Genomic DNA, 25070 nt, shown 5'->3' on the forward strand with positions numbered 1-25070 from the left:
CTTAACGTCCCAGATAGACCTCAATCACCTGCTCGTTAGCCTGCACCTCGCGAAGCGACCCTTCCGCCAGCACCCGCCCCTGATGCAGCACCGTCACATGGTCGGCGATGGTTTCAACAAAGCCCATATCGTGCTCCACCACCATCAGGGAGTGCTTGCCCGCCAGCGTTTTGAACAGCTCGGCGGTATATTCCGTTTCCGCGTCGGTCATCCCGGCGGCGGGTTCATCCAACAGCAGCAGATGCGGGTCCTGCACCAGCAGCATGCCGATCTCCAGAAACTGCTTTTGCCCGTGGGAAAGCAGCCCGGCGCGGCGGTCGCGCTCGCTGCTAAGGCGCAGCAAAACCAGCATCTCATCGATCCGGTCGCGCTGTTCACCGTTGAGCGTTGCTCGCAGGCTCGCCCAGACGGACTTATCGGTTTTCATGGCGATCTCCAGGTTTTCCCACACCGTCAGCGCTTCAAAAACGGTGGGTTTCTGGAATTTACGCCCGATCCCCTGGCGGGCAATGACCGCAGGCTCCAGCGCGGTCAGATCGATGGACTGATCGTAAATCGCCCTGCCGCTCTCTGGACGCGTTTTGCCGGTGATGACGTCCATCAGCGTGGTTTTACCGGCTCCGTTGGGGCCGATCACGCAGCGCAGCTCGCCCACGCCGATATTCAGCGAGAGATCGGTCAGGGCCTGAAAGCCATCAAAATTGACGTTAATCGCCTCAAGCTGAAGCACCGGGTCGGTCTGCTCGCGGTAACGATCGCCGGGCAACTGGCGGGTAAATAACCCTTCGGCTGGCTGCATTATTTATCTCCCTTTCGAAACAGACCGTAGACGCCGCGCGGTAAAAACAGCGTGACGGCGATAAAAATCAACCCCAGAAACAGCTGCCAGTATTCCGGCATCGCGACGGTGAAAAAACTTTTCGCCCCGTTCACCAGCGCCGCGCCAATCACCGGCCCCACCAGCGTGCCGCGCCCGCCCAGCGCAACCCAGATGGCCGCTTCTATCGAGTTTGTCGGCGACATTTCGCCAGGGTTGATAATGCCCACCTGCGGCACGTACAGCGCCCCCGCCAGACCGCACAGCACGGCAGAGAGCGTCCATACCAGCAGCTTGAAGCCGCGCGGATCGTAGCCGCAAAACGTCAGCCGATTTTCGGCATCGCGAACAGCGGTCAGGATGCGGCCAAACTTGCTCTTCGCCAGCGCAAATCCGGTGCCTAACGCCAGGAGCAGCAACAGCACGGTGGCCAGAAACAGCGCGATACGGGTGGTCGTTTCCGTTACTGAAAACCCGAGCAGCGTGGTGAAGCCGGTAAAGCCGTTATTGCCGCCAAAACCGGTTTCGTTGCGAAAGAACAGCAGCATCCCGGCATAGGTCAGCGCCTGGGTCATAATCGAGAAGTAGACCCCTTTGATCTTTGAGCGGAAGGCAAACCAGCCAAACACCAGCGCCAGCAGGCCCGGCACCATCACAATCAGCACCAGCGCCCAGGCAAAATGCTGGGTTCCCCACCAGAACCACGGCAGCTCGCTCCAGGAGAGGAACGACATAAACGCGGGCAGACCGTCGCCCGCGGCCTGGCGCATCAGGTACATCCCCATCGCGTATCCGCCCAGCGCGAAGAAGATCCCGTGCCCAAGCGACAGCATCCCGGCATAGCCCCACACCAGATCCAGCGCTACCGCAACGATGGCGTAGCAGAGGATCTTGCCAATCAGGGTCAGCATCCAGGTCGACAGCGCCAGCGGATGCGTCGCAGGCAGTAAGGCGAAAAACGGCAATATCAGCAGACACACCACCAGCAGGCTGCCTGCAAGTTGCGTTGTGCGTGGCGCTTTGCGCGCCAGCATTAAGGTCAGCGGCTGGCTCATCAGTCAATCACCCTCCCTTTCAGCGCAAACAGCCCCTGGGGGCGTTTCTGAATAAACAGCACGATCGCCACCAGAATCACGATCTTGCCCAGCACCGCACCCATCTGCGGTTCAAGAATTTTATTGAATATCCCCAGACCAAACGCCGCGGCCACGCTGCCTGCCAGCTGGCCTACGCCTCCCAGCACCACCACAAGGAAGGAGTCGATGATATAGCCCTGGCCCAACTCCGGCCCGACGTTACCAAGCTGCGATAGCGCCACGCCGCCTAACCCCGCAATCCCGGAGCCAAGCCCGAACGCCAGCATATCGACGCGCCCTGTCGGTACCCCACAGCAGGCGGCCATGCTGCGGTTTTGCGTCACCGCCCGCACGTTGAGCCCCAGACGGGTTTTGTTCAGAATGAGCCAGGTGAAGAACAGCACCAGCAGCACGAAGCCCAGCACCACAATGCGGTTCCACGGCAGCGTCAGGTTGGCAAAAACCTGCACCCCACCGGAGAGCCATGCCGGGTTCGCCACCTCGAGGTTCTGGGCGCCAAAGGTCATGCGCACCAGTTGGATAAGCATCAGGCTGATGCCCCACGTCGCCAGCAGCGTTTCCAGCGGACGACCGTACAAATGGCGAATCACGGTGCGCTCCAGCACCATCCCGATGCCCGCCGTCAGGCAGAACGCGACCGGCAGCGCGATAACGGGATAGAGCGCCAACCACTGGGGCGCAAGCCCGGCCATCGCCTGCTGCACCATCCACGTGGCATACGCGCCCAGCATCAGCATTTCGCCGTGCGCCATATTGATGACCCCCAGCAGGCCGTAGGTGATGGCAAGCCCCAGCGCCGCCAGCAGCAGCACCGACCCCAGAGAAAGCCCCATAAACGCCTGGCCCAGCAGATCGCCCCACATCAGCCGATGCTGGATCTGGCTAAGACTCTCCTGCGCGGCGGCGCGAACCCCGGTATCCGGCTCTGTCTGTGCCTGGGTAAACGGGGTAAGTCTTGACTCCACGTCCGGATCGTCAGACTGCCCTAATAATTCAACAGCCTTGCGGCGCACCTCGGCCAGCGGGCTGGCTAGCTGGAGATTTGCCACCGCCAGCAGCAGCGCCTGACGCGCCACCGCGTCCGTTTCTTCGTTTACCCGCTTTTCCAGAAAAACGAGCATCCCGGGCTGGGCATCCCGCTGAAGCTGGCGTGCCGCCGATCGCCTTTCGGTGACGCTGTCACTCACCAGCTGATGCGTCGCGATGGCCGTGGCGGCCAGTACGCGCAGCCGGTTGGTCAGACGAACGGCTTTGGTTGGCCCTTCGGCCGCCTTTGCGTCACCGAGCGAGATCATTTGACCATTGCGCTGCGCAAAGGCGTGCTTTTGGCTGTCGGTATACAAATTTTCCTTTTGCAGCGCCTGCAGCAGCGGCAGCCTAACCGCGTCCGGCGCGGCGGCCCACTGCGTCAACAAATCCGCCTGCTGGCTACGGCTGGCGGCAACAAAACGATCGGCATCCGATGCCTGCGCCATCCCTGGCAGCAGTCCGGAAAGCCATACAAGAGCGATGAACAGGCGCATGGCGTTCATGACGTTTCTCCCTGCAGTGATGGCTTAGTTGCTGGCGGTTTTCATCGGCTGGTCGGGCTTTTTGTCATTCCCGGCGATGAACGGGCTCCACGGCTGGGCGCGTACCGGCTGTTCGGTTTGCCACACCACGTTGAACTGACCGTTGCCTTCGATTTCACCGATCATGACCGGCTTATGCAGATGGTGGTTGGTGGCATCCATGGTGAGCGTAAAGCCTGACGGCGCCTTAAAGGACTGACCGGCCATCGCCGCACGCACTTTATCCACGTCGGTAGTGCCCGCTTTTTCCACCGCCTGCGCCCACATATGAATCCCTACGTAAGTCGCTTCCATCGGATCGTTGGTCACCACGGTATCGGCGTTCGGCAGCTTATGCGCTTTGGCATAGGCTTTGTAATCCGCCACGAAGGCCTCGTTTGTCGGATTATCCACGGATTCAAAGTAGTTCCATGCCGCCAGGTTGCCCACCAGCGGTTTGGTGTCGATCCCGCGCAGCTCTTCTTCACCCACGGAGAACGCCACCACCGGCACGTCCGTCGCCTTCAGTCCCTGGTTAGCCAGCTCTTTGTAGAATGGCACGTTGGAATCGCCGTTGATGGTCGACACCACGGCGGTTTTGCCGCCCGCTGAGAATTTTTTGATATTGGCGACGATGGTCTGGTAGTCGCTATGGCCAAACGGGGTGTAAACCTCTTCGATGTCCTTATCCTCCACCCCTTTCGAATGCAGGAACGCGCGCAGGATCTTGTTGGTGGTGCGCGGATAGACGTAATCGGTTCCCAGCAGGAAGAAGCGTTTCGCCGCGCCGCCGTCTTCGCTCATCAGGTATTCCACCGCCGGGATCGCCTGCTGGTTCGGCGCCGCGCCGGTATAGAAGACGTTTGGCGACATCTCTTCGCCTTCATACTGCACCGGATAGAACAGCAGGCCGTTCAGCTCCTCAAAGACCGGCAGAACGGATTTGCGCGAAACAGACGTCCAGCAGCCGAATACCACCGCCACTTTATCCTGGCTCAGCAGCTGACGGGCCTTCTCGGCAAACAGCGGCCAGTTTGAGGCCGGGTCCACCACCACCGGCTCCAGTTTCTTACCCAGCACGCCGCCTTTGGCGTTGATTTCATCAATCGTCATCAGGGCGACATCCTTCAGCGGAGTCTCGGAGATGGCCATCGTGCCGGAAAGAGAATGCATGATCCCCACTTTGATGGTATCGGCCGCCTGCGCGCCAAAACTCATGCCCATCGCCACGACGGACGCGGATAACGCAAAGGCTTTTAATAAGGTACGACGCTGCATATTTTCACTCCTGAAAAAGAACGCTGTGCGAAAACGTCCGTTACGGCGTGGACGCGGAAATAAAAGTGTCAGCGAAGCAGGAGCAAAAAGGATGCCAGAATGGAGATAGCGCTATTTCTGGGAGGGGAACGCCGGATGTAAAGAGAACGTCTCAGAATGGCACAGCGCTGCACTTTTATAATGCAGCGCTGAGGAGGACGATTTTACCAGACTTCGCTGGCGATCTGCGTGACCAGACGGACTTTGTCCCACTGCTGGGTTTCGCTCAGGCTGTTGCCCTCTTCGGTTGAGGCAAAGCCGCACTGCGGGCTGAGGCAGATCTGCTCTTTTGCCACGTATCTCGCCGCCTCTTCCAGACGGGCTTTAATCCCCTCCGGGTTTTCCAGCTCGCCGTTTTTCGTGGTAATCAGACCCAGCACCACCTGCTGCTTGCCCGGTCGAACAAAGCGCAATGGCGCGAAATCCCCGCTGCGGTCGTTATCATATTCAAGGAAGAACGCGTCAACGTTGACCGTCCCGAACAGCACTTCCGCCACCGGCTCATAGCCACCTTCGGAGATCCAGGTAGAACGGAAGTTACCGCGACAAACGTGCAGCCCGATGGTCAGATCGTCCGGCTTGCCTTCCAGCGCCTTGTTCAGAACGCGGGCATAGATGCGCGCCAGCTCATCGGCATCATCGCCTCGCTCGCGGATCTGACGGCGCTGATCGTCCGAACAGAGATAGGCCCAGACGGTGTCATCCAGCTGCAGATAACGGCAGCCCGCGTCATAGAAAGCGCGAATGGCATCACGCCAGGTGGTGGCCAAATCGTCGAAATAGACGTTCAGGTCCGGATACACTGTCGCATCAATGTCTTTGCGACCGCCGCGGAAATGGAGCACGCTCGGGCTGGGAATGGTCATTTTCGGCTGGGCGTTCCCGCTGATGCTTTTCAGATAGCGAAAATCTTCGAGCATTGGATGGTCACCAAAGCCCAGCTTGCCGGTGACGCGCACGCCGTGGGCTTTGGTTTGCACCCCGTTAAACTGGATGCCCTGCTGCGAATCGTAACGTTCAACGCCCTGCAGTCCGTCGAAGAAGTCGAAGTGCCACCAGGCACGACGAAACTCGCCGTCGGTAACCACGTGCAGGCCGCACGCACACTGCTGCTCAACGACGTGGCGAATGGCCTCATCCTCTACCGCGCGAAGCTGTCCGGCATCGATTTCGCCGCTGGCGAACTTCAGGCGCGCCTGTTTGATGGCATCCGGGCGTAAAAAACTGCCGACTACATCGGCGCGGTACGGGGCGTGGTGTCGTTGCATGGAAATCTCCTCAGTCTGCCGACGGTAATTGCCAGCAGTGATAATTCATCATTTGAAGCTTTAGACTTCTGGATGTCTAAATGTCCAAAAACAATGTCATACCTCACCGGCGTCGGCAAACGAGAAAATTTCACGGGCATTGAAAAAAATTCATCTTCACAGCGCGGCGGCGGTTTCGCTGCTGGCAAAGGCGAACTTTTCATCTTCCCAGCCGGCGATCCCCCCGAGCATGATTTTGACCGGCAGCCCGAGGCGCGCCAGCTTGAGCGCGGCTCTGTCCGCGCCGTTACAGTGCGGCCCTGCGCAGTAGACAACGAACAGCGTGCCTTCAGGCCATTGAGCCATGCGCTCAGCGGTAATCTGGCTCCGCGGCAGATGCAATGCGCCAGGTACGTGACGACGGGCAAACTGCTCCGGGCTCCCCACCACATGCAGCAAAACAAAGTCCTGCTCATTATTGGCGATGGCATGATGCACATCGGCACAGTCGGTTTCGACGCTCAGGCGACGCAGAAAATGGGTAACAGCTTCCTGCGGCTCGGCAGCCGGAAATTCAGTAACATAGCTCATGATCCTTCCTCATCTTTGGCGTTTGTGTTAACACTACTCTATCCACAAATTCAGCCCGTGAATGCGCTCGCTTATGCCAGAAAACAGCAAAAAGATGACAAACTTAAGACAACTTGCCCGCCCGAAGGTGGTCGTGCTGGCGTATGACGGTCTGTGTACCTTTGAGTTTGGGGTGGCGGTAGAAATCTTCGGCCTGCCTCGCCCCGAGCTGGGCGACGAATGGTATCGTTTTGCCGTGGCGGGCGTGGACAGCGGTGAACTTCGGGCGACGGGCGGGATCCGCATCATTACCGATGGTGATATCTCCCTGCTTGAGTCTGCCGATCTGATTGTGGTTCCGGGATGGCGGGGGCTGGACTCACCGGTTCCGGATGCGCTCTGCGGCGCATTGCGTCAGGCCAGTGCGCGCGGGTGCCAGCTACTCTCCATCTGCTCGGGGGTATTTGTCCTGGCCGCTACGGGGCTGTTGAATGGACGTAAAGCCACGACGCACTGGCGCTACATTGATACGCTAAAAGCCCGTTACCCTGACATCGACGTGGTTGAGGATGTGCTCTACCAGGATGAGGGCGATATACTGACCTCCGCGGGCAGCGCGGCGGGGATCGATCTCTGCCTGCACGTTGTGCGTCGGGATTATGGCATGGAAACCGCCAACAGCGTGGCGCGTCGGCTGGTCATTCCCCCTCACAGGGATGGATCTCAGCCGCAGCAGCTGAGCCGCCCGGTGGCGCAGCTGCGGGAGAGTCAACGTCTCGCCCAGCTGTTTGATTTTCTGCACACGCATCTTATCGACGCGCATAGCGTCGACTCGCTGGCGCGTCGGGTCGGAATGAGCCAGCGCACCTTTCTTCGCCGCTTCGAGGCGGCAACGGGAATGACGCCCGCACGCTGGCTGATCAATGAACGCCTGCTGCGGGCGAAAGATTATCTGGAAAGCAGCCGGTTAAGCATCGACAGCATCGCGGAACAGACCGGATTTGGTCAGGCGTCGACATTACGTCATCATTTTCGCCAGCAGTTCGCGCTCTCCCCGGCTCAGTATCGCAAACAATTTTCACGTACTGGTACCGCCCGCTGAGGCGTTAGTTTTATGGTTAATACGGAGCACCTGATGGTCACCACACACGTTTTTATCGCAACCAGTCTTGATGGCTACATCGCCCGACACAATGACGATATCGAGTGGCTGCTGCAGCGCGATGACCCGACTGAGGATCATGGCTATGCGGCGTTCATCGCGGATAAAGAGTGGATCGTGATGGGCCGGGGGAGCTATGAGAAGGTGCTGACTTTTGACACGTGGCCGTATGATCGGCCCGTGCTGGTGCTTTCCCGACAGCTGGCCGACACGCCCGTACCCGACGCGCTGAGGGGCAAAGTACAGTTTTCCAGCCGCACGCCAAAGGAGGTGCTCGACGATCTGGCGATGCAGAACGTCCATCGCGTCTATCTCGATGGTGGACAGGTGATCCAGTCGTTCCTGCGCGAAGGACTGGTAGCGGATATGGTGATCACGACCGTTCCTGTTCTGCTTGGGTCGGGAAAGTCGCTGTTCGGCGCCCTGCCCGGAGATATCGATTTGACGCTGGTATCAAGCCGCAGCTTCCCTTCTGGCCTGGTGCAGTCACACTATCGACTGAAGCCATAAAACCACGGTAAACACTGAGTAAAAAAAACCGCCAAAAATGGCGGTAAATGCTTGCATGGATAGATTTGTATTTTGGTCTCTACGTCCCGACACTCCATGGCCGGGCTGCGGATCCCATACAACCTAACACCCGTTGTCTTAACGAAGGTTAAACAGTCTTATTAACCTGCATGGGTATTGATCTGCAAATAACGCATAAGCCCCTGTTCAGCGCTCTGTTTTGCGTCATCGTTAATGGCTTCAAGATAAAAGGAGCGTGCGACACCATAAGGTGCTTTTTCAGAGGGATACACCGCGAACTGGAATGTTTTTCCTCTTGCCTGATGAGTGCAATCTAATTCCCAACGCTGATCGTTCACTTTTTTGCTGGTGCAGGCAACGCCACCATAGTCGCTGGTTAAATATGAACCCACGCGAATTTCTGCAGATTGAATATATTCTGGTTCGTCATTACCTGCATAACGAACCCCTGCAACGGCTACAATAGCCGCCGCCAGAAGCGCAAGCGCTACTATTTTTTTCATTTATAAATGACCTGTTCCTTAGCCCAAGATAACTATTATATAAGATTAATCCTTAATGCAAACATCCAATTGTGGTCCAGAAATGGAGCTTTACAAAGATTAGGATGACTTTTAGGAAATATCCTAACCACTATTCCGAACCCACATTATTTGACATTTTCTTTTCGCTAATTTTAATTTTTAAATAATAACACCAGGAAATAATCGACATGATTATCCGGCATTGTTTTTCAGCGGAGAATCCATGATTAAAAAAGGGTTATCTTTCATAATGCTTATTTGTGCGCTGTTTTCAGGCCAGCTTATGGCCGGGCACAAAGGACATGAATATTTATGGGTAAAGAACGTGGCGCATCAGCTTCGTCATGAAGCCGACAGCGATGAGTTGCGAAGCGCTGCGGAAGAGTCGGCGGAGGGTTTGCGCGAACACCACCTGTGGCAGAAGTCGCGCAAACCGGACACGCACGTCAGGTAATTAACTGCCCTTGCGTTTTGGCAGGGTTTTCATCAGGTCGTCCGGACTGACGGATGCCACAATACTGCCGGGCTGCGGCATTTTGAAAATGTGGTTTTTCATCTTGCCAATCACATGCATTTCGCAAGGACGGCAGTCGAACTTAAGGGTCAGAACTTCGTCACCGTTTACCAGCTGCATTGGGGTGGCCTTCCAGCTCTTAATGTTCCCTTTCGCCTGCTTAGGACACAGGTTAAACGCAAAGCGGAGGCAGTGCTTGGTGATCATCACCGGCACATCGCCCTTCTCTTCATGCGCTTCATAGGCCGCGTCGATCAGCTGCACGCCGTGGCGATGATAGAATTCACGTGCTTTATGGTTGTAAACGTTGGCGAGGAAGGACAAATGGGTGTCCGGGTATACTGGCGCAGGGACGGCTTCGGCTTTACGGCTACCGCGCGGATACTGAGCCAGGCGCGCGGCATCCAGCATCTCTGCCGTTTCGCGGCGGAACTGGTTCAGCAGGCTGTTCGGCACGAACAGCGCGTCCGGCAGATTCACGTCGATAGCGCGCGCGTAGTAAATCGTCTGGCCCAGCTTCGCCACGCCATCCTTCAGGCTGCTAAGCGCTTTTTCCGCGTTGTTTGCCACCTCGAAAAGACCATCGAGCGTGTGCGTCACGCTGATACCGTCTTCACAGGTCATGGTCAGAATTAGCTGCTCTTCCCAGCCGCCCAGCTCAATATCCACGGCGATACGTCGTTCGCTGGAGGTTTTCAGCAGCGCCTGCTGCCAGTTATGATCGAGGTTGCGGTTAAGCGCCGCGTTCGGTCGCGCCTTGTAGAGATCGGCCGGCATTTCATTCGGCCATACGCGGTAGCGGTTCTCGCCGGTTTTCTCGACCGTATTCGCACGGAAGCCCACGACTTCGCGCTTAATCATCACGTTAAGGCCATCGCCGTTCGCCAGCGGCTCCGTCACTGCAACATCAAGGTGATCTTTCGCCACTTTCAGCACTTCGCCGACCGGTAAACCGATAAACTTCGGTGAGTCAAACGCGCCGATATCCCCTTTACGGGCATTCACGAAATAGTCCGTGCTGCCGCGGTGGAACGTTTTGTCCGTCGACGGAATAAAGAAATGCTCGGTGCGGCCGACCGACGCGCGCGCCAGGTCGCCGCGATCCTCAATAATGGCGTCCAGCATCTGGCGATAGTGCGCGGTGATGTTCTTCACGTAGCTCATATCTTTATAGCGCCCTTCAATCTTGAAGGAACGCACGCCCGCGTCGATCAGCGCGCCCAGGTTGGCAGTCTGATCGTTATCCTTCATAGAGAGCAGGTGTTTTTCGAACGCCACGACGCGGCCCTGATCGTCTTTCAGGGTATACGGCAGACGGCAGGCCTGAGAGCAGTCGCCGCGGTTGGCGCTGCGGCCCGTCTGGGCGTGGGAAATATTGCACTGACCGGAATAGGCCACGCACAGCGCGCCGTGGATAAAGAACTCGATCGTCGCGTCTGTCGCCTGATGAATATCGCGGATCTGATTCAGATTCAGCTCGCGCGCGAGGACGATCTGCGAAAAGCCGACGTCGGAGAGAAATTTCGCCTTCTCGACCGTACGGATATCACACTGGGTACTGGCATGCAGTTCAATGGGCGGAATATCCAACTCAAGCACGCCCATATCCTGAACAATCAGGGCATCCACGCCGGTCTGGTAGAGATCGGTAATCAGACGTTGCGCAGGCTCCAGCTCATCATCATGAAGAATGGTGTTCAGGGTCACGAACACTTTCGCCCCGAAACGGTGGGCGAACGGCACCAGTTCAGCAATATCGCTCAGGCTGTTGCTGGCGTTATGTCGGGCACCGAAGCCAGGGCCGCCAATGTAGACGGCGTCAGCGCCATGAAGGATCGCTTCACGGGCTATGGCGGCGTCGCGGGCCGGGCTTAAAAGTTCAAGATGATGGGATTGCAGGCGCATACTTCGTCGTTATCCGTTATGGTCAAAATGGCGGCTATTGTAGTCAGAAGTATGCGTCAGCGAAACAGTTTTGCGTAGCCTCAGCGGGGATAATGAATCAGGGAGTGAAAATGCACCGTCCGGTCGCTGCTGTTGCGGTAGGCGTGCGGTTTATCGCCGGCAAAACGGACGCCCGAATCGGCAGAAATCGTCTGCCACTTGCCGTCAAGCTTCATCTCCAGCTCGCCGCTGACCACCACCACATGTTCAATCACTCCGGCCTCATGCGGCGTGGATTCACTCAGCGCGCCGGGTGCCAGGGTAATGGAGAAATAATCAAATCTGAGCGTCTCGTCCCACGGAAAGAGCGGCTTGACGACCATCGCCTGCTGTTGGGGGTCAAATACCGCCTGCTGGTCCGCCTCCGGCGTGATGAAGGCGGAAAACGGAACGTTCAGTCCCGTGGCAATTTTCCACAGCGTCGACACCGTCGGGCTGGATTCATTGCGCTCGATTTGCCCAAGCATGGCCTTTGACACGCCGGTCTCGTCTGCGAGCTTCGACAAACTCCAGCCGCGCGCCTGGCGCAGCGTTTTCAATGTGGTTGCAAGATGTCGTGTGATGTCCATGTTCCCTCCTGGTGACGACCAGCATACCACTTGTACGCTATAGCGCACAGTGCTACCTTATCCCGGACGCTATAACGCACAACGGAGTTTTCATGCGCCCTTCCTCTCACCTTGTTCCAGTCGCACTGGCTGGATTTGTCGCCGTGCTGGTCGGTTACGCCAGCTCGGCCGCCATCATCTGGCAGGCTGCCGCAGCGGCAGGTGCCAGCGCACAGCAGATTGCGGGCTGGATAACCGCGCTGGGAATTGGGATGGGCGTCAGCACGCTGGCGCTTTCCTGGTGGTACAAGGCGCCGGTCCTGACCGCCTGGTCGACGCCCGGCGCGGCGCTGCTCGCCACCAGCCTGCACGGCGTCACGCTGGCGGAAACCATCGGCGTGTTCATCTTTGCGAACGCGCTTATTTTGCTCTGCGGCATTACCGGGCTCTTCGCCCGTCTGATGAAGCTGATCCCCCATTCGCTTGCTGCCGCCATGCTGGCGGGGGTATTGCTGCAGTTTGGCCTGCACGCGTTTGCGCATCTCGAAGGGCACTTTCTGCTGTGCGGCAGCATGATTGCGGCGTGGCTGATCGCAAAAGCGCTGGCTCCGCGCTATGCCATCGTCGTTACGCTGCTGGTCGGCGGTATTGTGGCCTGGGCGGGAGGTGACGTTGTCACCGATAGGCTCACGCTTTCTCTGGTGATGCCTGAGTTTATTGCGCCCGCCTTCACCTTCACCAGCCTGGTGAGTATTGGCGTGCCCTTCTTCCTGGTGACCATGGCCTCGCAAAACACGCCGGGGTTCGCCACGATGAAGGCCTCCGGTTACCCGCTGGCGGTCTCACCGCTCATCATCGTCACGGGTGGACTGGCGCTGCTGTTTTCTCCGTTTGGCGTCTTTTCTATCTGCATTGCGGCCATTACTGCCGCTATTTGTCAAAGCCCGGATGCGCACCCGGATGCCGATAAACGCTGGCTGGCGGCCATCGCAGCCGGAGGGTTTTATCTGCTGGCGGGGATTTTCGGCGGCTCCATTACCGGGCTGATGGCCGCGCTGCCGCTTAGCTGGATCCAGACGCTCGCCGGTCTGGCGCTGCTGGGCACCATCAGCGGGAGTTTATATCAGGCATTAAGTCACGAAGCGGAGCGCGATGCGGCCATCGTTACATTCCTGATGACCGCGAGCGGCGTTACGATCCTGGGCATCGGTTCGGCATTCTGGGGGCTGGTCTTGGGCGGGGTGTGCTACGCCCTGTTTTCACGCGCTCGCCGCGCGTAGCTGCGAAGGCGTCATGCCCGTTGCGCTGCGAAAGCGGTTGCTGAAGTGGCTGGCGGAGTTAAACCCGCAGGCAAGTGCGATCTCCGTCAGCGGCGTCGCCGTGTGCTGGACGAGGGATTTCGCTTTGTCCATTCGCCTCTGCATCACGTACTGATGCGGCGCCAGCCCCGTCGACTGGCGGAACATGCGTGCAAAATGGTATTCGCTGAGGGCAGCCTGCGCCGCCAGTTCGGCCAGCGTCAGGGGCTGCCCGAGATTCTCTTCGATAAAGGCAAGGACGTTGCGCAGCACAAACGGCGACAACCCTCCCGTGACAACCGGCAGCTTCCACTGCACGTTTGAGTAGTTTTGCAGCAGATGGGTCAGCAGCAGCGTGGAGGCCGTGCTCAGAGTGAGCTGGTTGGCGTGCTGCTGCCAGTCGCAGCCCAGTAAAAACTGGCGATACAGCGTGGTAATCTTCGGGTCGCTACCAAAAATGCGCTCGTCCAGGGTCAGCGATAGCGGGCGCTTGTCCCAGATTTTTTCCCCTACGTCGCGCAGGTGTTCATCGGTGCAGTAGAGATGCACAAACGACAGGTCATCACGGATATCCCACGTCGATTCGCTCTCTTTGGGCATCAAACAGAAACGGTCCGGACCCCCGCCGTTCTTCCAGCCGCCCGGCGTTTTTTGATAGCTTTCGTAGCCGTCAGCCACGTACAGGCTGAGGGTATGATGGTTGCTTTTTACCGTTATCGTATCGTGCTTGTTGTACCACGCTGCCAGCTGAATACCCGAATTCAGCGAGACGGTTTCCCGCAGGACCGCATTCTGTTGGCAAAGCGTTTCAAAGGTATCGTAAGCGTGAGACATAACCGTTAGCGCGTGATTGACCGGAATCTCAGTCTAAGAAGAGTTGTCTCCCGTTGCCAGCCCCCGCGGAAGAAAAAGCGCAAGATTTTGCAAGTCACCCGCAAGCCGGTGAAAGCCCGTTACGCATCTCAGCGCCATACTGCGTGCTTTCGGGGTTTGAGAAGAGAAAAATATGAACGCATTACTCTATGGACTGGTGGTGATCATCTGGGGAACCACCTGGATTGCCATTTTTCTGCAGCAGGGTCCCGTGGCGGCGCCCGTCTCTATTTTCTGGCGTTTCGCCGTCGCCAGCCTCACGATGATGATGGTGTTAATCGCCCTGCGACGCCTGCGCACGCTGGCGCTGCGGGATCACCTATATTGCATACTCCAGGGATGCTGCGTTTTCTGCTTTAACTTCTGGTGTTTTTACACCGCAGCCTCGCACATTAACACCGGGCTGGAGTCGGTGATCTTCTCCATGGCGGTACTCTATAACGCCATTAACAGTTTTATTTTCTTCGGGCAGCGCCCGCCCGCGCGTTTCTGGACGGCGGCGGCACTGGGGCTGGTTGGGATCATCACCCTCTTCTGGGACGATCTGCTGGCCAGCGGCTGGAGCGCGTCACTCCTGACCGGGATTGGGCTTTCCGCACTCGGTACCTACGGCTTCTCGCTGGGCAATATGATCAGCATGCGCCATCAGCGCAGAGGACTGGAAACCATGACCACCAACGCCTGGGCGATGCTCTATGGCACGCTGGTGATGGGCTGCATTGCCCTGTTCAGAGGCGATAGCTTTGTGCCGGAATGGACGGTGAGCTATCTCGGTGCGCTGGTGTATCTGGCTCTGTTTGGCTCGGTGATTGCTTTTGGTGCCTACTTCACGCTGGTGGGACGCATTGGTCCAGGCAAAGCGGCCTATAGCACGCTGCTCTTCCCGCTGGTGGCGCTCTCCATCTCCACGGTGTATGAAGGGTACGTCTGGCATATCAACGGTATCGTGGGGTTAGTGCTGATTCTGGGAGGTAATATGGTGATGTTTACCAAACCGGAAACCTGGTTCAGGCGCTTACGGATGGCATAAATAAAAAGGCCTGCATTACGCAGGCCGTTTTATTTTATTTTGCAGTCTTTTTCACATCAAACATGGTGGCATCCGTCGCCATGTCATCAACAACCTGCTTCAGCGTTGCAAAGGTCATTGGTGTGCTTTCGTTATTCAGCTCTTTACCTTCGCCTTTACGAACCACTTTAATGACCGGCTTGCCGGTTTTCGCATCAATTAACTCACCTTCAAAGTACAGGTGGGTATCCATTGTACGGTGACCCGTCGCCATTTGCGTACCCGCTACAACCAGCGCAACAGGCACCACTTCATAGAATTGCAGACCTTCTTTCTTCGAGCTTACCCCGGTAATCGCACCGCGGAAGATCAGGCTGCGCGGCCCTGGCGTAGTGACGATAGGTTTACGCTGGCCAACCGCGGTTTTCATTTTGTTATTGGTATAACTCAGCAACTCATCCAGCGTTTTTTGACCAATCTGCGTAGTTGGTTTTGGAACGGGATAATACGTAATCGGATTCCAGACGATACTGTCATAATTGGCTTCGTTATATGACGGGTCAACCCAACGCAATGTTGGTTTGCCCGTTGCTGACGTGGTTTCCTTCAAGCCAGAATAGTTTTTTAAATAGCCTGAGTATTGTTCCGGGGCGGCGACTTTTGAAGAACAGCCCGCTAACGCCAACAGACCAGTAAGCACTGCAACTTTAAAAAAAGTTTGAGTACGCATGATAGTTTTCCATGTTATCTGCAAGTATGCATTTGAAGTTATAGCAAAAGACTGGCGGGTTTGTTGTGACAAAAAATGATGCGGTGAGCACAAATTGCAAAAAGACTGCCCGGAGGCGCACCGGGCAGTGAAAAATTACTGATTTATATCCAGTTGCCAGAACAGATGTTTGCCAAACGGGTCGATTTCATAGCCCGTCACCTCCTTGCGCACCGGTTCGAAAATGGTTGAATGCGCAATCATCACCGCGGGCATCTGGTCATGCATAATCTGCTGAGCCTCTTTATACAGCGCCACGCGTTTATCGCGATCGGTCGTTGATTTTGCTTCCGCAATAATTTTATCAAAGGGCTTATAGCACCATTTCGCCGAATTTGAGCCGCCGTTTGCCGAGGTACAGGTAAACAGCGGACCAAAGAAGTTATCGGGATCGCCCGTTGCGGTCGTCCAGCCCATCAGCGCGGCCTGATGTTCGCCGCCCTTCACGCGCTTAAGGTATTCACCCCATTCGTAGGTGACGATTTTGGTCTGTACGCCGATTTTCGCCCAGTCGGCCTGAATCATCTCCGCCATGCGTTTCGCATTCGGATTGTAAGGACGCTGTACCGGCATCGCCCACAGGTCGACGCTCACACCACTGGCAAAACCGGCCTCTTTCAGCAGCGCTTTCGCCTTTTCGGGATCGTAATCATAATCCTTAAGCTCGCTGTCGGCGCTCCAGACGCCCGGCGGCAGCAGATTCTTCGCCACGGTGCCGGTACCGTGGAACACCGCATCAATAATCGCCGTTTTGTTGATGGCCATCGCCAGCGCCTGACGGACCTTCACGTTATCCAGCGGCGGCTTCTGCGTGTTGAACGCCAGGAAGCCGGTATTTAGCCCCGCCTTACTCATCAGATTGATGTCTTTGTTGGCCTTCATGCGCGGCAGATCGGCCGGATTCGGGAACGGCATCACCTGACATTCGTTCTTCTCAATTTTGGCAAAACGCACAGAGGCATCCGGGGTGATGCTGAACACCAGCCTGTCCAGCTTCGATTTCCCCTGCCAATAGTCGGCAAACGCCGTGTACAGGATCCGGGAATCCTTCTGATACTGCGCCAGCTTAAACGGCCCGGTGCCGATGGGCTCCATATCCACCTTCTCCGGCGTGCCCGCTTTCAGCATCGCGTCGGCATACTCCGCTGAAAGGATTGAGGCAAAATACCAGGCCAGATCGGCGACAAACGGCGCTTCCGGGTGCGCCAGGGTAAAACGCACGGTATGGTCATCGACTTTATCAATGCTGGTTATCAGGCTGCCAAACTCCAGGCTTTCGAAGTTGGAGTAGCTGCCGTTAGAGACGTTGTGGTAGGGATGGTTCACGTCTTTCTGCCGCATAAACGAGAAAATCACGTCGTCGGCGTTAAAGTCGCGGGTCGACGTAAAGGATTTATTGCTCTGGAACTTCACGCCTTTACGCAGATGGAAGGTATAAACCTTGCCGTCGTCGCTCACCTCCCAGCGCTCCGCCAGGCTCGGCACCAGCTCCGTGGTACCGGGTTTGAAATCGACCAGCCGGTTATAGACCGGCACGGCGCTGGCGTCCACGCTGGTTCCCGAGGTGTATAATTGAGGATTAAAGTTTTCCGGCGATCCTTCGGAGCAATACACCAGCGTTTTCGCGGCAACGGCGGAACTGACCGTGAGTGCAGCGAGTGCCAGCGCTATAGTTGTGAGTTTGCTTTTCATCATTTATTCCTGTCTTTTTAATTCGACGGCTAATTAATTCTTTTGCCATTTCATAAATAACATTAAAGTGATGTGGCAAACACCTGAAAAATAAATAAGGAATAAATCACTATGGGCTCGCCGCTTTCCAGACAATTAACGCACCGTTTTTTCCGCTATCTCGCGATCACCAGCCAGAGCGACCCTAAAGTCAAAACCCTGCCCTCAACGCCGGGCCAGCACGACATGGCGCAGGAGCTGGCACAGCTGGGGTTAGACGATATTGTGATTGATGAATTCGCCACGGTAACGGCGGTAAAAAAAGGCAACGTGCCCGGTGCGCCGCGCATCGGCTTTATTACCCATATTGATACCGTCGACGTGGGACTGTCACCGGATATTCATCCACAAATATTAACCTTTACCGGTGAAGATCTCTGTCTGAATAAAGAGAAAGACATCTGGCTGCGGGTTAAAGAGCATCCGGAAATTCTGGCTTATCCAAATGAGGAGATTATTTTCAGCGACGGTACCAGCGTATTGGGCGCCGATAATAAATCGGCGGTCACGGTGGTCATGACGGTGCTGGAAAACCTGACGGCGGAACATCAGCATGGGGATATCGTCGTGGCATTTGTGCCTGACGAAGAGATCGGCCTGAACGGTGCCAAGGCGCTGGATCTTAAGCGCTTCGACGTCGATTTTGCCTGGACCATCGACTGCTGCGAGCTGGGGGAAATTGTCTACGAGAATTTTAATGCGGCAGCCGCGGAGATCCGTTTTACCGGCGTGACGGCGCACCCGATGTCCGCCAAAGGCGTGCTGGTGAATCCCCTGCTGATGGCGACTGACTACATCAACCATTTTGACCGCCAGCAAACGCCGGAGTGCACCGAGGGGCGTGAAGGCTATATCTGGTTTAACGGCATTCAGGCCGGACAGAACGAGGCCGTTCTAAAGGCCAATATCCGCGACTTTGACAAGGACAGCTTTGCCGCCCGCAAGCAGCAGATTGCCGACGTTGCCGCGCTGATTGCCGCCCAACATCCAACAGCCAGGGTGGACTATCGCATTGAAGATACTTACAGCAATATCAGCAATGCGATTGGCGAAGACCGACGCGCCATCGATCTGATGTTCGAGGCAATGGAATCGCTAGGCATCACGCCGAAACCGACGCCGATGCGCGGCGGCACCGACGGCGCGGCGCTCTCGGCTAAAGGGCTACTCACCCCGAACTTCTTCACCGGGGCGCATAACTTCCACTCGAAGTTTGAATTCCTGCCGTTGTCGTCGTTCGAGGCGTCTTACAAGACTGCTCTCCAGCTCTGCCTGCTGGCCGCCCGTTAAGCGGGCTTGCGCGCCAGCATTGTGGCAAAGCGCAGCTTGATGCGGTTGCCGTTTTCATCGGTACGGTGCAGTTCGCCAACGTCTTCGTTGTATTTGAGCAACTCCCAGCCTTCGTAGTAGTTGCTCAGCTCACCGCTTTTAAACGCAAACGGGAAGCCGACGGTGCACGGGTAATCCGCCGTATCCATGGCGGCAACGATCAGGTTGTAACCGCCCGGCCTCGTGCAGCGCTGCATGTTGGCAATAAGGCCCGGGATGGTTTTTGACTCCAGGAACATTAGCACCACGGTGGAGAGAATAAAATCGTACTCGCCGTCAAAGCTCAGGTTGTTCAAATCATTAATCGCGGTATGCAGATTAGCGATCCCTTCTTCCGCTTTGATGCGCTCGATATTGTCGATGCTCATCGGGTTCTTGTCCCATGCGGTCACGTCGTACCCGTTGGCCGCGAGGTACAGGCTGTTACGGCCGTTGCCGCAGCCCAGATCGAGCGTTTTACCGGGCTTCACAATCTCCGCGCTGTACAGCACCTCTGAATGGGTACGAGTTAAGCCATATTTCTCTGTGAAGTAATTCTCATCGACGGTCATTGTTTTTCCTGCGTTCGCATAAAGTGAAATTGCATTTTACATGCCATTTTAAGGTGTTTACCGTCTGGTTGCCAGCCGTTCTAAAACCGAAAAATTTGCTACGTTTAGTGAAGACGCATACCAGAGATCAAACGATGAAAAAATACCGGCTCAGCGATGAAACCCGCCTCTGGCAATGGAAAAACGGCGAAACCACCCACTCTGCGACGTTGCGGCAGATCGTCGCGACGGCGGACTTTAACGACGTGACGGCCGGCACGAAAGGCGGCTGGATTGACGATGAGCGCGCCCTCGCGCAGGACGGCGACTGCTGGATCTACGACGAAAACAGCGTGGTGTTCGCGGGTGCAACCGTGTCCGGCAACGCGCGCCTTACCCTTCCGTGCATCATTAGCCATGACGCGCATATCGGCGACAGCTGCTGGCTGGACGGCGCGGAGGTCAGCCACGGGGCGCGCATAAGTGACAACGTCACCATTCAGCAGTCCTGCGTACGGGGCGAGTGTCATATCTACGGCGAAGCGCGCGTGCTGCATCACAGCGTGGTGATTGCTGCCAAAGGGTTAACGCCGGACCATGAACAGATCCTGCAAATCTACGACAAGGCGACGGTGAGCCAGTCGCGGATTGTGCACCAGGCGCAAATCTACGGCGAGGCGATGGTCAATTTTGCCTTTGTTGAACACCGGGCCGAGGTCTTTGACAACGCGATCCTCGAGGGTAACGATCTGAACAACGTCTGGGTGTGCGACTGCGCAAAGGTCTATGGTAACGCCCGCGTGATAGCCGGGTTTGACGACGATGCTATCCCCACGGTGCGCTACAGCTCGCAGATTGCAGAGAATGCCGTGGTCGAAGGCAACTGCGTCATCAAGCATCACGTCCTGATTGGCGGTCAGGCCTGGCTGCGCGGCGGGCCGATCATGCTGGATGATAAAGTGGTGATCCAGGGGCGCGCGCGCATCAGCGGAGATGTGCTTATCGAACACCGGGTTGAAATCACCGACGATGCGGTCATTGAAGCGTTTGCCGGCGAGAGCATTCACCTGCGCGGCGAAAAAGTGATTAACGGCGAACAGCGCATCACCCGCACGCCGCTGCTGGGGGCGTTATAGGGTACAGATCCTGCCGTAGATATTCACATCGTCAAAGCGGCCATTCAGGTATTCCGCTTCCCGCAGGCACCCTTCCAGCGTAAAACCGTTGCGCACGGCAACGCTGTTGCTGTGCTGATTCGCCACCCGACACTTGATCACAAAACGGCGGATCTCACCGCGTTCGACGTAGTAGCGCATAAATGCCTGCAGAGACCGGGAGAGAATGCCCAGCCCCTGGTGGGCTTCATCCAGCCAGTAGCCGATGTAGCCAGCTTTGTTGGTCGGTTCAATCGTGTTAAACGACAGCACGCCAACCAGCGCACCATCCTTGAAGATCATAAACATTTTGGCGTAGCCGCGCTGGTGCAGCATCTGGTTACTCTGCACGTTACGGCGGGTATCCTCTTCGCTGCCCACGTGCTGCGCCCAGTCAAAGGCGGTTTGCAGGAAGGCTCTGTTTTTGACGACGAGATTGTGCAGGTCGGTGGCGTAATGTTCTTCGACGGAACGCAGTTCGATGTGTTGTGAAACGGGAATGATTTCTGAAGACATGGTGCCTCTCAATTGCCGGGTGGCGCTAGCGCTTACCCGGCCTACAGTATCGAAACACAGGCCGGGTAAGGCGAAGCCGCCACCCGGCACAAGGGTTAACGCATTACCCTGTCATCAACATACTGACGTTTATCCGGCGCCGGTGGGAAATACTGGTACAGCCAGGTTTCGCTGATGGCGTCGCCCTGGCAGCGCAGGAACAGGCGCATATCCACCGGCTCCGTCGAATCCGACGTTGGGTACCAGTCAAACAGAATGCGGTAGCCGTCAAACGGCTCAACGTAGAGGATCTCCACCTGCTTGGCTTCACCGCTGGAGAGCGTGATCACCGGCTCGATGCCTTTTGGCGCAGCGGCCTTCAGGTCGCCGCCGACGAAGTCGATGGCAAAGCGACGGGCCCACACTTTCGGGTAGTTTTCGCCCGGAGCCCAGCCTTCCGGGAACCCTCCCATACCGGTACGGGTGGCGAAGACGTTGGCCAGCGGAGAACGCACCGGCGGCATGGCGCTCCAGTACAGACGATATTTAAAGTCCAGCTCGTCGCCCGCTTTCACCGCTTTTTCCGGCTGCCAGAAGCAGACCACGTTATCCAGCGTTTCACCGGTGGTCGGGATCTCCATCAGGCCAACCGCGCCTTTACCCCAGTCGTTACGCGGTTCAACCCACAGGCTCGGGCGTTTGTTATACCAGCCCATCACGTCCTGATAGTGCGAGAAATCGCGATCGAGCTGCAGCAGGCCGAACCCTTTCGGGTTTTTGTCCATATAGGCATTGAACTGCAGCTTCTGCGGGTTGTTCAGCGGACGACAGATCCACTCCCCGTTGCCGCGCCACATTGCCAGGCGGTCGGAGTCATGAATTTGCGGGTGAATGGTGTCGCACATGCGGCGTTCGTTATTGCCGCAGCTGAACATGCTGGTCATCGGTGCGATACCAAGCTGCTTGATATCCTTCCGCGCGTAGAGGTGGTTTTCCACCTCCATGATCACCTGGCTCTTCTCGCAGTGGATCACGAACTTATAGGCGCCGGTGATGCTTGGGCTATCCAGCAGCGTATAGACGGTAAAGGTCGTGTCGCCGGGCTTAACGGTTTCAAACCAGAAGGAGGTAAAGTCCGGGAACTCTTCCGGCGTGTCGGTAAAGGTGTCTACCGCCAGACCGCGGGCAGAAAGGCCGTACTGGTAAGTGTCATCCACTGCGCGGAAATAGCTCGCGCCCAGGAAAGAGACGATATCGCGACGCGCCAGCTCCGGCGCCTTAAACGCGCGGAAGCCCGCAAAGCCGAGATCGCTTTGCCCTTCCAGCTGTTTGGTATCCACACCCGTTTCGCCGTAGCTGAACAGCTCCGGACGGAAGTGGATCTCGCGCGCCATAGAGGTGGACTGGTCCAGCGAGAACATCCGCACGCGACGGCGGAACCCCATTCCCATATGGAAGAACTGCACGTCCAGCTGACGCCCTTCAATGTTGTTCCACAGTGACTGTTTTTCATCGTAGCGGATGGCGTTGTACGCCTGCGGCGTCATCGTCGCCAGCGTCTCCGGCAGCGGACGCGGTGCGCCACCCCACGGGGTTTTCGCCAGGTCATGCGCCATGGATTGCAGTACGGAGAAGTCAAAACGACGGCTCTGGCCGTCAGCAATGTCAGAGTCGGCAGCGTATGCCGCTTTGGAAAACAGGGAAGCAAGGCCGGATGTGCCGCTCAGGGCTGCCACTGCCAGCGAGCCTTTTAGAAAACGTCTGCGATTCATGCCTGGAAAAACGTCCTTATGGTCGTGTGAATGTGTTCCGCGCTCGGCGAAATGACGGCAAGAAAGAACGCACAGCCTAAACAAAAATGGTTAAGAATCCAATTGTTGGCCGGTGATTATCTGAACAAAGTGAGAAATATTTTCTGTCGACCAGAACGGCCCGAAAGTGGTGTAAAGAAAGCCTGGAAAATGTGTATAAAAATGCCCCGGCGCGACATCGTTCGCCGGGGCCAATGAGGCGGTTATTTTACGCTGACATCGATACCCGGGAAGTACTTATCAGCGAGTTTAGCGATCGTGCCGTCGGCACGCACTTTATCAATTGCGGCATCAAGCTGCTTTTTGGTGGCCTCGTCACCCTTACGCAACCCAAAACCGATCCCGCTGCCGAGGATAGTGTCGTCAGACACCGGCTTGCCGATGAAGCCAAACCCTTTCCCCTGCGGCTTGCTGAGGAAACCTGCCTGCCCGGCCGCGGACATGACCAGCGAGGCGTCGATACGGCCATTCAGCAGATCGCCCCAGGCCATATTCTGATCTTTATAAGACACCACGGTGACACCCTGCTTTTCCCAGTGCTCTTTGGCATAGGTTTCCTGAATGGAACCCTGCAGCACGCCGATGGTTTTGCCCTTCAGCCCTTCAGGCGTCGCCTCAACCGCCGTACCGGCCTTGCCGACCAGCTGTGACGGAATACGGTAAATTGGCTGGGTAAAATCAATGCTCTTGCGGCGCTGCTCGGTAATGTTCATCGCCGAGTTGATGGCGTCGAATTTCTTCGCCACCAGCCCCGGGATCAGCGCATCAAACGAGGTTTCCACCCAGCTGCACTTCAGCGCTGCCGCTTTGCAGATGGCATTCCCCAGCTCAACGTCAAACCCTTCCAGCTCGCCTGCCGCATTGCGGCTTTCAAACGGCGGATATTCTGCTTCCAGACCGTAACGCAGCTCGGACGCCGCGAAGGAGGAAAAGGTACACAGCAATCCCATGCCGACAACTAACGCGCGTAATTTCATCTCATACTCCTTAGCGTGGTTTAACCCGACACAGGGCCTGGGCACCTGCCCGTAACGTCGCCTCATCTTTCGCAAAAGAGAGACGAATCAATTTATTATCCGTACCGTCCGCATAAAACGCCGACAGCGGAATGGTGGCAACACCGTACTCGACGATCAGCCGTTTCACCAGCTCGCTGTCGCGCTCGTCGCTGAACTGGCTGTAGTCCGCCAGCATGAAGAACGATCCGGCGCTGGGCAGCAGCGTAAACGGCGAATCGGCCAGCAGACTCTGCAGCAGATCGCGCTTGCGCTGGTAAAACGCCGACAGCGCAAGCCAGGTTTGCGGGTCGACCATATGCTCAGCAAACGCGTGCTGCATTGGCGTATCGGCAGAAAACATTAAAAATTGATGGACTTTACAAATCTCGTCCATCAGCACCGCCGGTGCAACACAGTAACCCACGCGCCACCCGGTGACGTGATAGGTTTTTCCGAAAGAGGAAATAATCACGCTACGCTCCGCCAGCTGCGGGTGCGTGGCCATCCCGTGGTGCGGTTCACCATCAAAAACGACGTGTTCGTACACTTCGTCAGACAAAATAATGATGTCGGTATTGCGCGTCAGGGCCGCCAGCTGCTGCAGGTCACTGGCGGAGAAGACCTGACCGCTCGGGTTGTGCGGCGTATTGATGATAATCATGCGCGTGCGCGGGGTGATCGCGGCGCGAACCTCATCCCAGTTGACGGCAAAATCCGGCACGGTGAGCTTGATGGCAATCGGCGTTGCCCCCTGCAGACGGACAATCGGCGCGTAGCTGTCAAATGACGGTTCAAAGTAGATCACCTCATCACCCGGATGCACCAGCCCGCTTATTGCCGAATAGAGCCCTTCGCTGGCGCTGGCGGTCACCAGCACCTCGCTGGCAGGGTCATACCGCGTGCCGTAGAGCGTGGCAATTTTATCGGCAATACGTTCTTTTAGCGGCTGCAGGCCGGTCATTGACGCATACTGGTTATGCCCCGCCTCCATTGCACGGGTGACGCCCGCAATCAGCTTCGGGTCGCAGGAAAAATTCGGTGCGCCCTGAGAAAGGTTAATCGCGTTATGCTGCGCCGAGAGCTGGCCGATAACGGTAAAAATGGTGGTGCCCACATCGGGCAGTTTGGAGCGCGTTTGCACAGGCGTTCGTAAAGTCATCCTCTTTCCCTTCTCATGGACATTGCATAACTATTCAAACAACATCTGTGCTGTCGGGACAATCGAATTGTTGTCATAATAGCCATGAGAAAA

Annotated in this window: 24 protein-coding genes; 7 read left to right on the forward strand and 17 right to left on the reverse strand. The window is 56.7% G+C overall.

All coding sequences use genetic code 11. From position 1 onward, the window contains the following. Position 1: 1 nt before the first annotated feature. From urtD to BM007_RS01690, 6 genes are all read right to left on the reverse strand, one after another. Positions 2-799, reverse strand: coding sequence for an urea ABC transporter ATP-binding protein UrtD (gene urtD, locus BM007_RS01665; RefSeq protein WP_090416966.1), 798 nt, complete (start codon positions 797-799; stop codon positions 2-4). Beyond that, positions 799-1872 carry an urea ABC transporter permease subunit UrtC gene (urtC, locus tag BM007_RS01670; protein WP_090416968.1) on the reverse strand — a complete coding sequence of 358 codons (1074 nt, stop codon included), beginning with the start codon at positions 1870-1872 and terminating at the stop codon, positions 799-801. Before urtC ends, urtD begins: the two co-directional genes overlap by 1 nt. After that, the gene (gene urtB / locus BM007_RS01675) at positions 1872-3446 is read right to left on the reverse strand and encodes an urea ABC transporter permease subunit UrtB (protein ID WP_090416970.1); all 1575 of its coding nucleotides are present in this window, start codon (positions 3444-3446) and stop codon (positions 1872-1874) included. Before urtB ends, urtC begins: the two co-directional genes overlap by 1 nt. 24 nt (positions 3447-3470) lie before the next feature. Next, positions 3471-4742 (reverse strand): urea ABC transporter substrate-binding protein, encoded by a 1272-nt coding sequence (urtA, locus tag BM007_RS01680; protein ID WP_090416972.1) that lies wholly within the window; start codon positions 4740-4742, stop codon positions 3471-3473. Between the two features lie 203 nt (positions 4743-4945). Continuing rightward, complete coding sequence (locus BM007_RS01685) at positions 4946-6049, reverse strand: cobalamin-independent methionine synthase II family protein (RefSeq protein ID WP_048991140.1); 1104 nt, start codon at positions 6047-6049, stop codon at positions 4946-4948. A 156-nt stretch (positions 6050-6205) separates the two neighbouring features. Next, positions 6206-6619 (reverse strand): rhodanese-like domain-containing protein, encoded by a 414-nt coding sequence (locus BM007_RS01690; RefSeq protein ID WP_061715159.1) that lies wholly within the window; start codon positions 6617-6619, stop codon positions 6206-6208. 73 nt (positions 6620-6692) lie between these two features. On the opposite strand from BM007_RS01690, the gene ftrA reads away from it, so the two are divergent. After that, positions 6693-7700 carry a transcriptional regulator FtrA gene (gene ftrA, locus BM007_RS01695; RefSeq protein WP_090416974.1) on the forward strand — a complete coding sequence of 336 codons (1008 nt, stop codon included), beginning with the start codon at positions 6693-6695 and terminating at the stop codon, positions 7698-7700. A 33-nt stretch (positions 7701-7733) separates the two neighbouring features. Then, complete coding sequence (locus BM007_RS01700; RefSeq protein WP_139210870.1) at positions 7734-8270, forward strand: dihydrofolate reductase family protein; 537 nt, start codon at positions 7734-7736, stop codon at positions 8268-8270. A 161-nt stretch (positions 8271-8431) separates the two neighbouring features. On the opposite strand, the gene BM007_RS01705 is transcribed toward BM007_RS01700, so the two are convergent. Beyond that, on the reverse strand, positions 8432-8794 hold the full coding sequence (locus BM007_RS01705; RefSeq protein ID WP_090416976.1) for a hypothetical protein: 363 nt from the start codon (positions 8792-8794) through the stop codon (positions 8432-8434). A 244-nt stretch (positions 8795-9038) separates the two neighbouring features. Here BM007_RS01705 and BM007_RS01710 point away from each other — a divergent pair, with 244 nt between their 5' ends. Continuing rightward, entirely contained in the window at positions 9039-9269 is a 231-nt protein-coding gene (locus tag BM007_RS01710) for a DUF2554 family protein (protein ID WP_024908433.1), read from the forward strand. Here BM007_RS01710 and BM007_RS01715 read toward each other — a convergent pair whose 3' ends face one another. Together BM007_RS01715 and BM007_RS01720 are read right to left on the reverse strand one after the other, a co-directional pair. Further along, on the reverse strand, positions 9270-11234 hold the full coding sequence (locus BM007_RS01715; RefSeq protein ID WP_090416978.1) for a peptidase U32 family protein: 1965 nt from the start codon (positions 11232-11234) through the stop codon (positions 9270-9272). It lies immediately after the preceding gene. 80 nt (positions 11235-11314) lie between these two features. Next, the gene (locus tag BM007_RS01720; RefSeq protein WP_048991135.1) at positions 11315-11842 is read right to left on the reverse strand and encodes a helix-turn-helix domain-containing protein; all 528 of its coding nucleotides are present in this window, start codon (positions 11840-11842) and stop codon (positions 11315-11317) included. Between the two features lie 71 nt (positions 11843-11913). Here BM007_RS01720 and BM007_RS01725 point away from each other — a divergent pair, with 71 nt between their 5' ends. Next, on the forward strand, positions 11914-13101 hold the full coding sequence (locus BM007_RS01725; RefSeq protein WP_302847439.1) for a benzoate/H(+) symporter BenE family transporter: 1188 nt from the start codon (positions 11914-11916) through the stop codon (positions 13099-13101). Here the strand turns inward: BM007_RS01725 and BM007_RS01730 are convergent. Then, entirely contained in the window at positions 13081-13953 is an 873-nt protein-coding gene (locus BM007_RS01730) for a helix-turn-helix transcriptional regulator (protein ID WP_090416982.1), read from the reverse strand. The genes BM007_RS01725 and BM007_RS01730 overlap by 21 nt on opposite strands. 172 nt (positions 13954-14125) lie before the next feature. On the opposite strand from BM007_RS01730, the gene BM007_RS01735 reads away from it, so the two are divergent. Next, on the forward strand, positions 14126-15022 hold the full coding sequence (locus BM007_RS01735; RefSeq protein WP_090416984.1) for a DMT family transporter: 897 nt from the start codon (positions 14126-14128) through the stop codon (positions 15020-15022). 34 nt (positions 15023-15056) lie between these two features. Here the strand turns inward: BM007_RS01735 and BM007_RS01740 are convergent, their stop codons facing one another. Together BM007_RS01740 and BM007_RS01745 are read right to left on the reverse strand one after the other, a co-directional pair. Continuing rightward, positions 15057-15731: a DUF3313 domain-containing protein gene (locus BM007_RS01740; RefSeq protein WP_032647158.1), complete on the reverse strand. Its 675-nt coding sequence runs from the start codon at positions 15729-15731 to the stop codon at positions 15057-15059. A gap of 135 nt (positions 15732-15866) precedes the next feature. Beyond that, entirely contained in the window at positions 15867-17462 is a 1596-nt protein-coding gene (locus BM007_RS01745; protein ID WP_090416985.1) for an ABC transporter substrate-binding protein, read from the reverse strand. Positions 17463-17573: 111 nt separating this feature from the next. On the opposite strand from BM007_RS01745, the gene pepT reads away from it, so the two are divergent. Further along, positions 17574-18791, forward strand: a complete 1218-nt coding sequence (gene pepT, locus BM007_RS01750) for a peptidase T (protein ID WP_090416988.1) — start codon at positions 17574-17576, stop codon at positions 18789-18791. Here pepT and tehB read toward each other — a convergent pair. After that, entirely contained in the window at positions 18788-19381 is a 594-nt protein-coding gene (tehB, locus tag BM007_RS01755) for a tellurite resistance methyltransferase TehB (RefSeq protein WP_090416990.1), read from the reverse strand. The two genes, pepT and tehB, sit on opposite strands and share 4 nt — an antisense overlap. 134 nt (positions 19382-19515) lie before the next feature. Between tehB and ydcK the strand changes: the two genes are divergently transcribed. Next, positions 19516-20496 (forward strand): YdcK family protein, encoded by a 981-nt coding sequence (gene ydcK, locus BM007_RS01760; protein ID WP_090416993.1) that lies wholly within the window; start codon positions 19516-19518, stop codon positions 20494-20496. On the opposite strand, the gene rimL is transcribed toward ydcK, so the two are convergent. The 4 genes from rimL to BM007_RS01780 form a co-directional block, all read right to left on the reverse strand. Then, positions 20491-21030: a 50S ribosomal protein L7/L12-serine acetyltransferase gene (gene rimL / locus BM007_RS01765; RefSeq protein WP_090416995.1), complete on the reverse strand. Its 540-nt coding sequence runs from the start codon at positions 21028-21030 to the stop codon at positions 20491-20493. The genes ydcK and rimL overlap by 6 nt on opposite strands. A 95-nt stretch (positions 21031-21125) precedes the next feature. Then, positions 21126-22781 carry a glucan biosynthesis protein D gene (locus BM007_RS01770; RefSeq protein WP_090416997.1) on the reverse strand — a complete coding sequence of 552 codons (1656 nt, stop codon included), beginning with the start codon at positions 22779-22781 and terminating at the stop codon, positions 21126-21128. A 242-nt stretch (positions 22782-23023) separates the two neighbouring features. After that, complete coding sequence (locus tag BM007_RS01775; protein ID WP_021242531.1) at positions 23024-23797, reverse strand: transporter substrate-binding domain-containing protein; 774 nt, start codon at positions 23795-23797, stop codon at positions 23024-23026. 10 nt (positions 23798-23807) lie between these two features. Continuing rightward, entirely contained in the window at positions 23808-24977 is a 1170-nt protein-coding gene (locus BM007_RS01780; protein ID WP_061715173.1) for a pyridoxal phosphate-dependent aminotransferase, read from the reverse strand. Positions 24978-25070 lie beyond the last annotated feature (93 nt).

This window comes from Enterobacter sp. NFIX59, assembly GCF_900113755.1.
Lineage (GTDB): Bacteria > Pseudomonadota > Gammaproteobacteria > Enterobacterales > Enterobacteriaceae > Enterobacter > Enterobacter pseudoroggenkampii.

Bases quoted from the DNA above. Each gene is read 5' to 3' on its own strand.
- BM007_RS01710 (WP_024908433.1), top strand. From the start codon at position 9,039: ATGATTAAAAAAGGGTTATCTTTCATAATGCTTATTTGTGCGCTGTTT.
- tehB (WP_090416990.1), bottom strand. From the start codon at position 19,381: ATGACCGTCGATGAGAATTACTTCACAGAGAAATATGGCTTAACTCGT.
- BM007_RS01690 (WP_061715159.1), bottom strand. From the start codon at position 6,619: ATGAGCTATGTTACTGAATTTCCGGCTGCCGAGCCGCAGGAAGCTGTT.
- BM007_RS01740 (WP_032647158.1), bottom strand. From the start codon at position 15,731: ATGCGTACTCAAACTTTTTTTAAAGTTGCAGTGCTTACTGGTCTGTTG.
- ftrA (WP_090416974.1), top strand. From the start codon at position 6,693: ATGCCAGAAAACAGCAAAAAGATGACAAACTTAAGACAACTTGCCCGC.
- BM007_RS01745 (WP_090416985.1), bottom strand. From the start codon at position 17,462: ATGAAAAGCAAACTCACAACTATAGCGCTGGCACTCGCTGCACTCACG.
- urtA (WP_090416972.1), bottom strand. From the start codon at position 4,742: ATGCAGCGTCGTACCTTATTAAAAGCCTTTGCGTTATCCGCGTCCGTC.
- BM007_RS01700 (WP_139210870.1), top strand. From the start codon at position 7,734: ATGGTCACCACACACGTTTTTATCGCAACCAGTCTTGATGGCTACATC.
- BM007_RS01715 (WP_090416978.1), bottom strand. From the start codon at position 11,234: ATGCGCCTGCAATCCCATCATCTTGAACTTTTAAGCCCGGCCCGCGAC.
- BM007_RS01720 (WP_048991135.1), bottom strand. From the start codon at position 11,842: ATGGACATCACACGACATCTTGCAACCACATTGAAAACGCTGCGCCAG.
- BM007_RS01780 (WP_061715173.1), bottom strand. From the start codon at position 24,977: ATGACTTTACGAACGCCTGTGCAAACGCGCTCCAAACTGCCCGATGTG.
- urtD (WP_090416966.1), bottom strand. From the start codon at position 799: ATGCAGCCAGCCGAAGGGTTATTTACCCGCCAGTTGCCCGGCGATCGT.
- rimL (WP_090416995.1), bottom strand. From the start codon at position 21,030: ATGTCTTCAGAAATCATTCCCGTTTCACAACACATCGAACTGCGTTCC.
- BM007_RS01705 (WP_090416976.1), bottom strand. From the start codon at position 8,794: ATGAAAAAAATAGTAGCGCTTGCGCTTCTGGCGGCGGCTATTGTAGCC.
- BM007_RS01770 (WP_090416997.1), bottom strand. From the start codon at position 22,781: ATGAATCGCAGACGTTTTCTAAAAGGCTCGCTGGCAGTGGCAGCCCTG.
- BM007_RS01685 (WP_048991140.1), bottom strand. From the start codon at position 6,049: ATGCAACGACACCACGCCCCGTACCGCGCCGATGTAGTCGGCAGTTTT.
- ydcK (WP_090416993.1), top strand. From the start codon at position 19,516: ATGAAAAAATACCGGCTCAGCGATGAAACCCGCCTCTGGCAATGGAAA.
- BM007_RS01730 (WP_090416982.1), bottom strand. From the start codon at position 13,953: ATGTCTCACGCTTACGATACCTTTGAAACGCTTTGCCAACAGAATGCG.
- urtB (WP_090416970.1), bottom strand. From the start codon at position 3,446: ATGAACGCCATGCGCCTGTTCATCGCTCTTGTATGGCTTTCCGGACTG.
- pepT (WP_090416988.1), top strand. From the start codon at position 17,574: ATGGGCTCGCCGCTTTCCAGACAATTAACGCACCGTTTTTTCCGCTAT.
- BM007_RS01735 (WP_090416984.1), top strand. From the start codon at position 14,126: ATGAACGCATTACTCTATGGACTGGTGGTGATCATCTGGGGAACCACC.
- BM007_RS01775 (WP_021242531.1), bottom strand. From the start codon at position 23,797: ATGAAATTACGCGCGTTAGTTGTCGGCATGGGATTGCTGTGTACCTTT.
- urtC (WP_090416968.1), bottom strand. From the start codon at position 1,872: ATGAGCCAGCCGCTGACCTTAATGCTGGCGCGCAAAGCGCCACGCACA.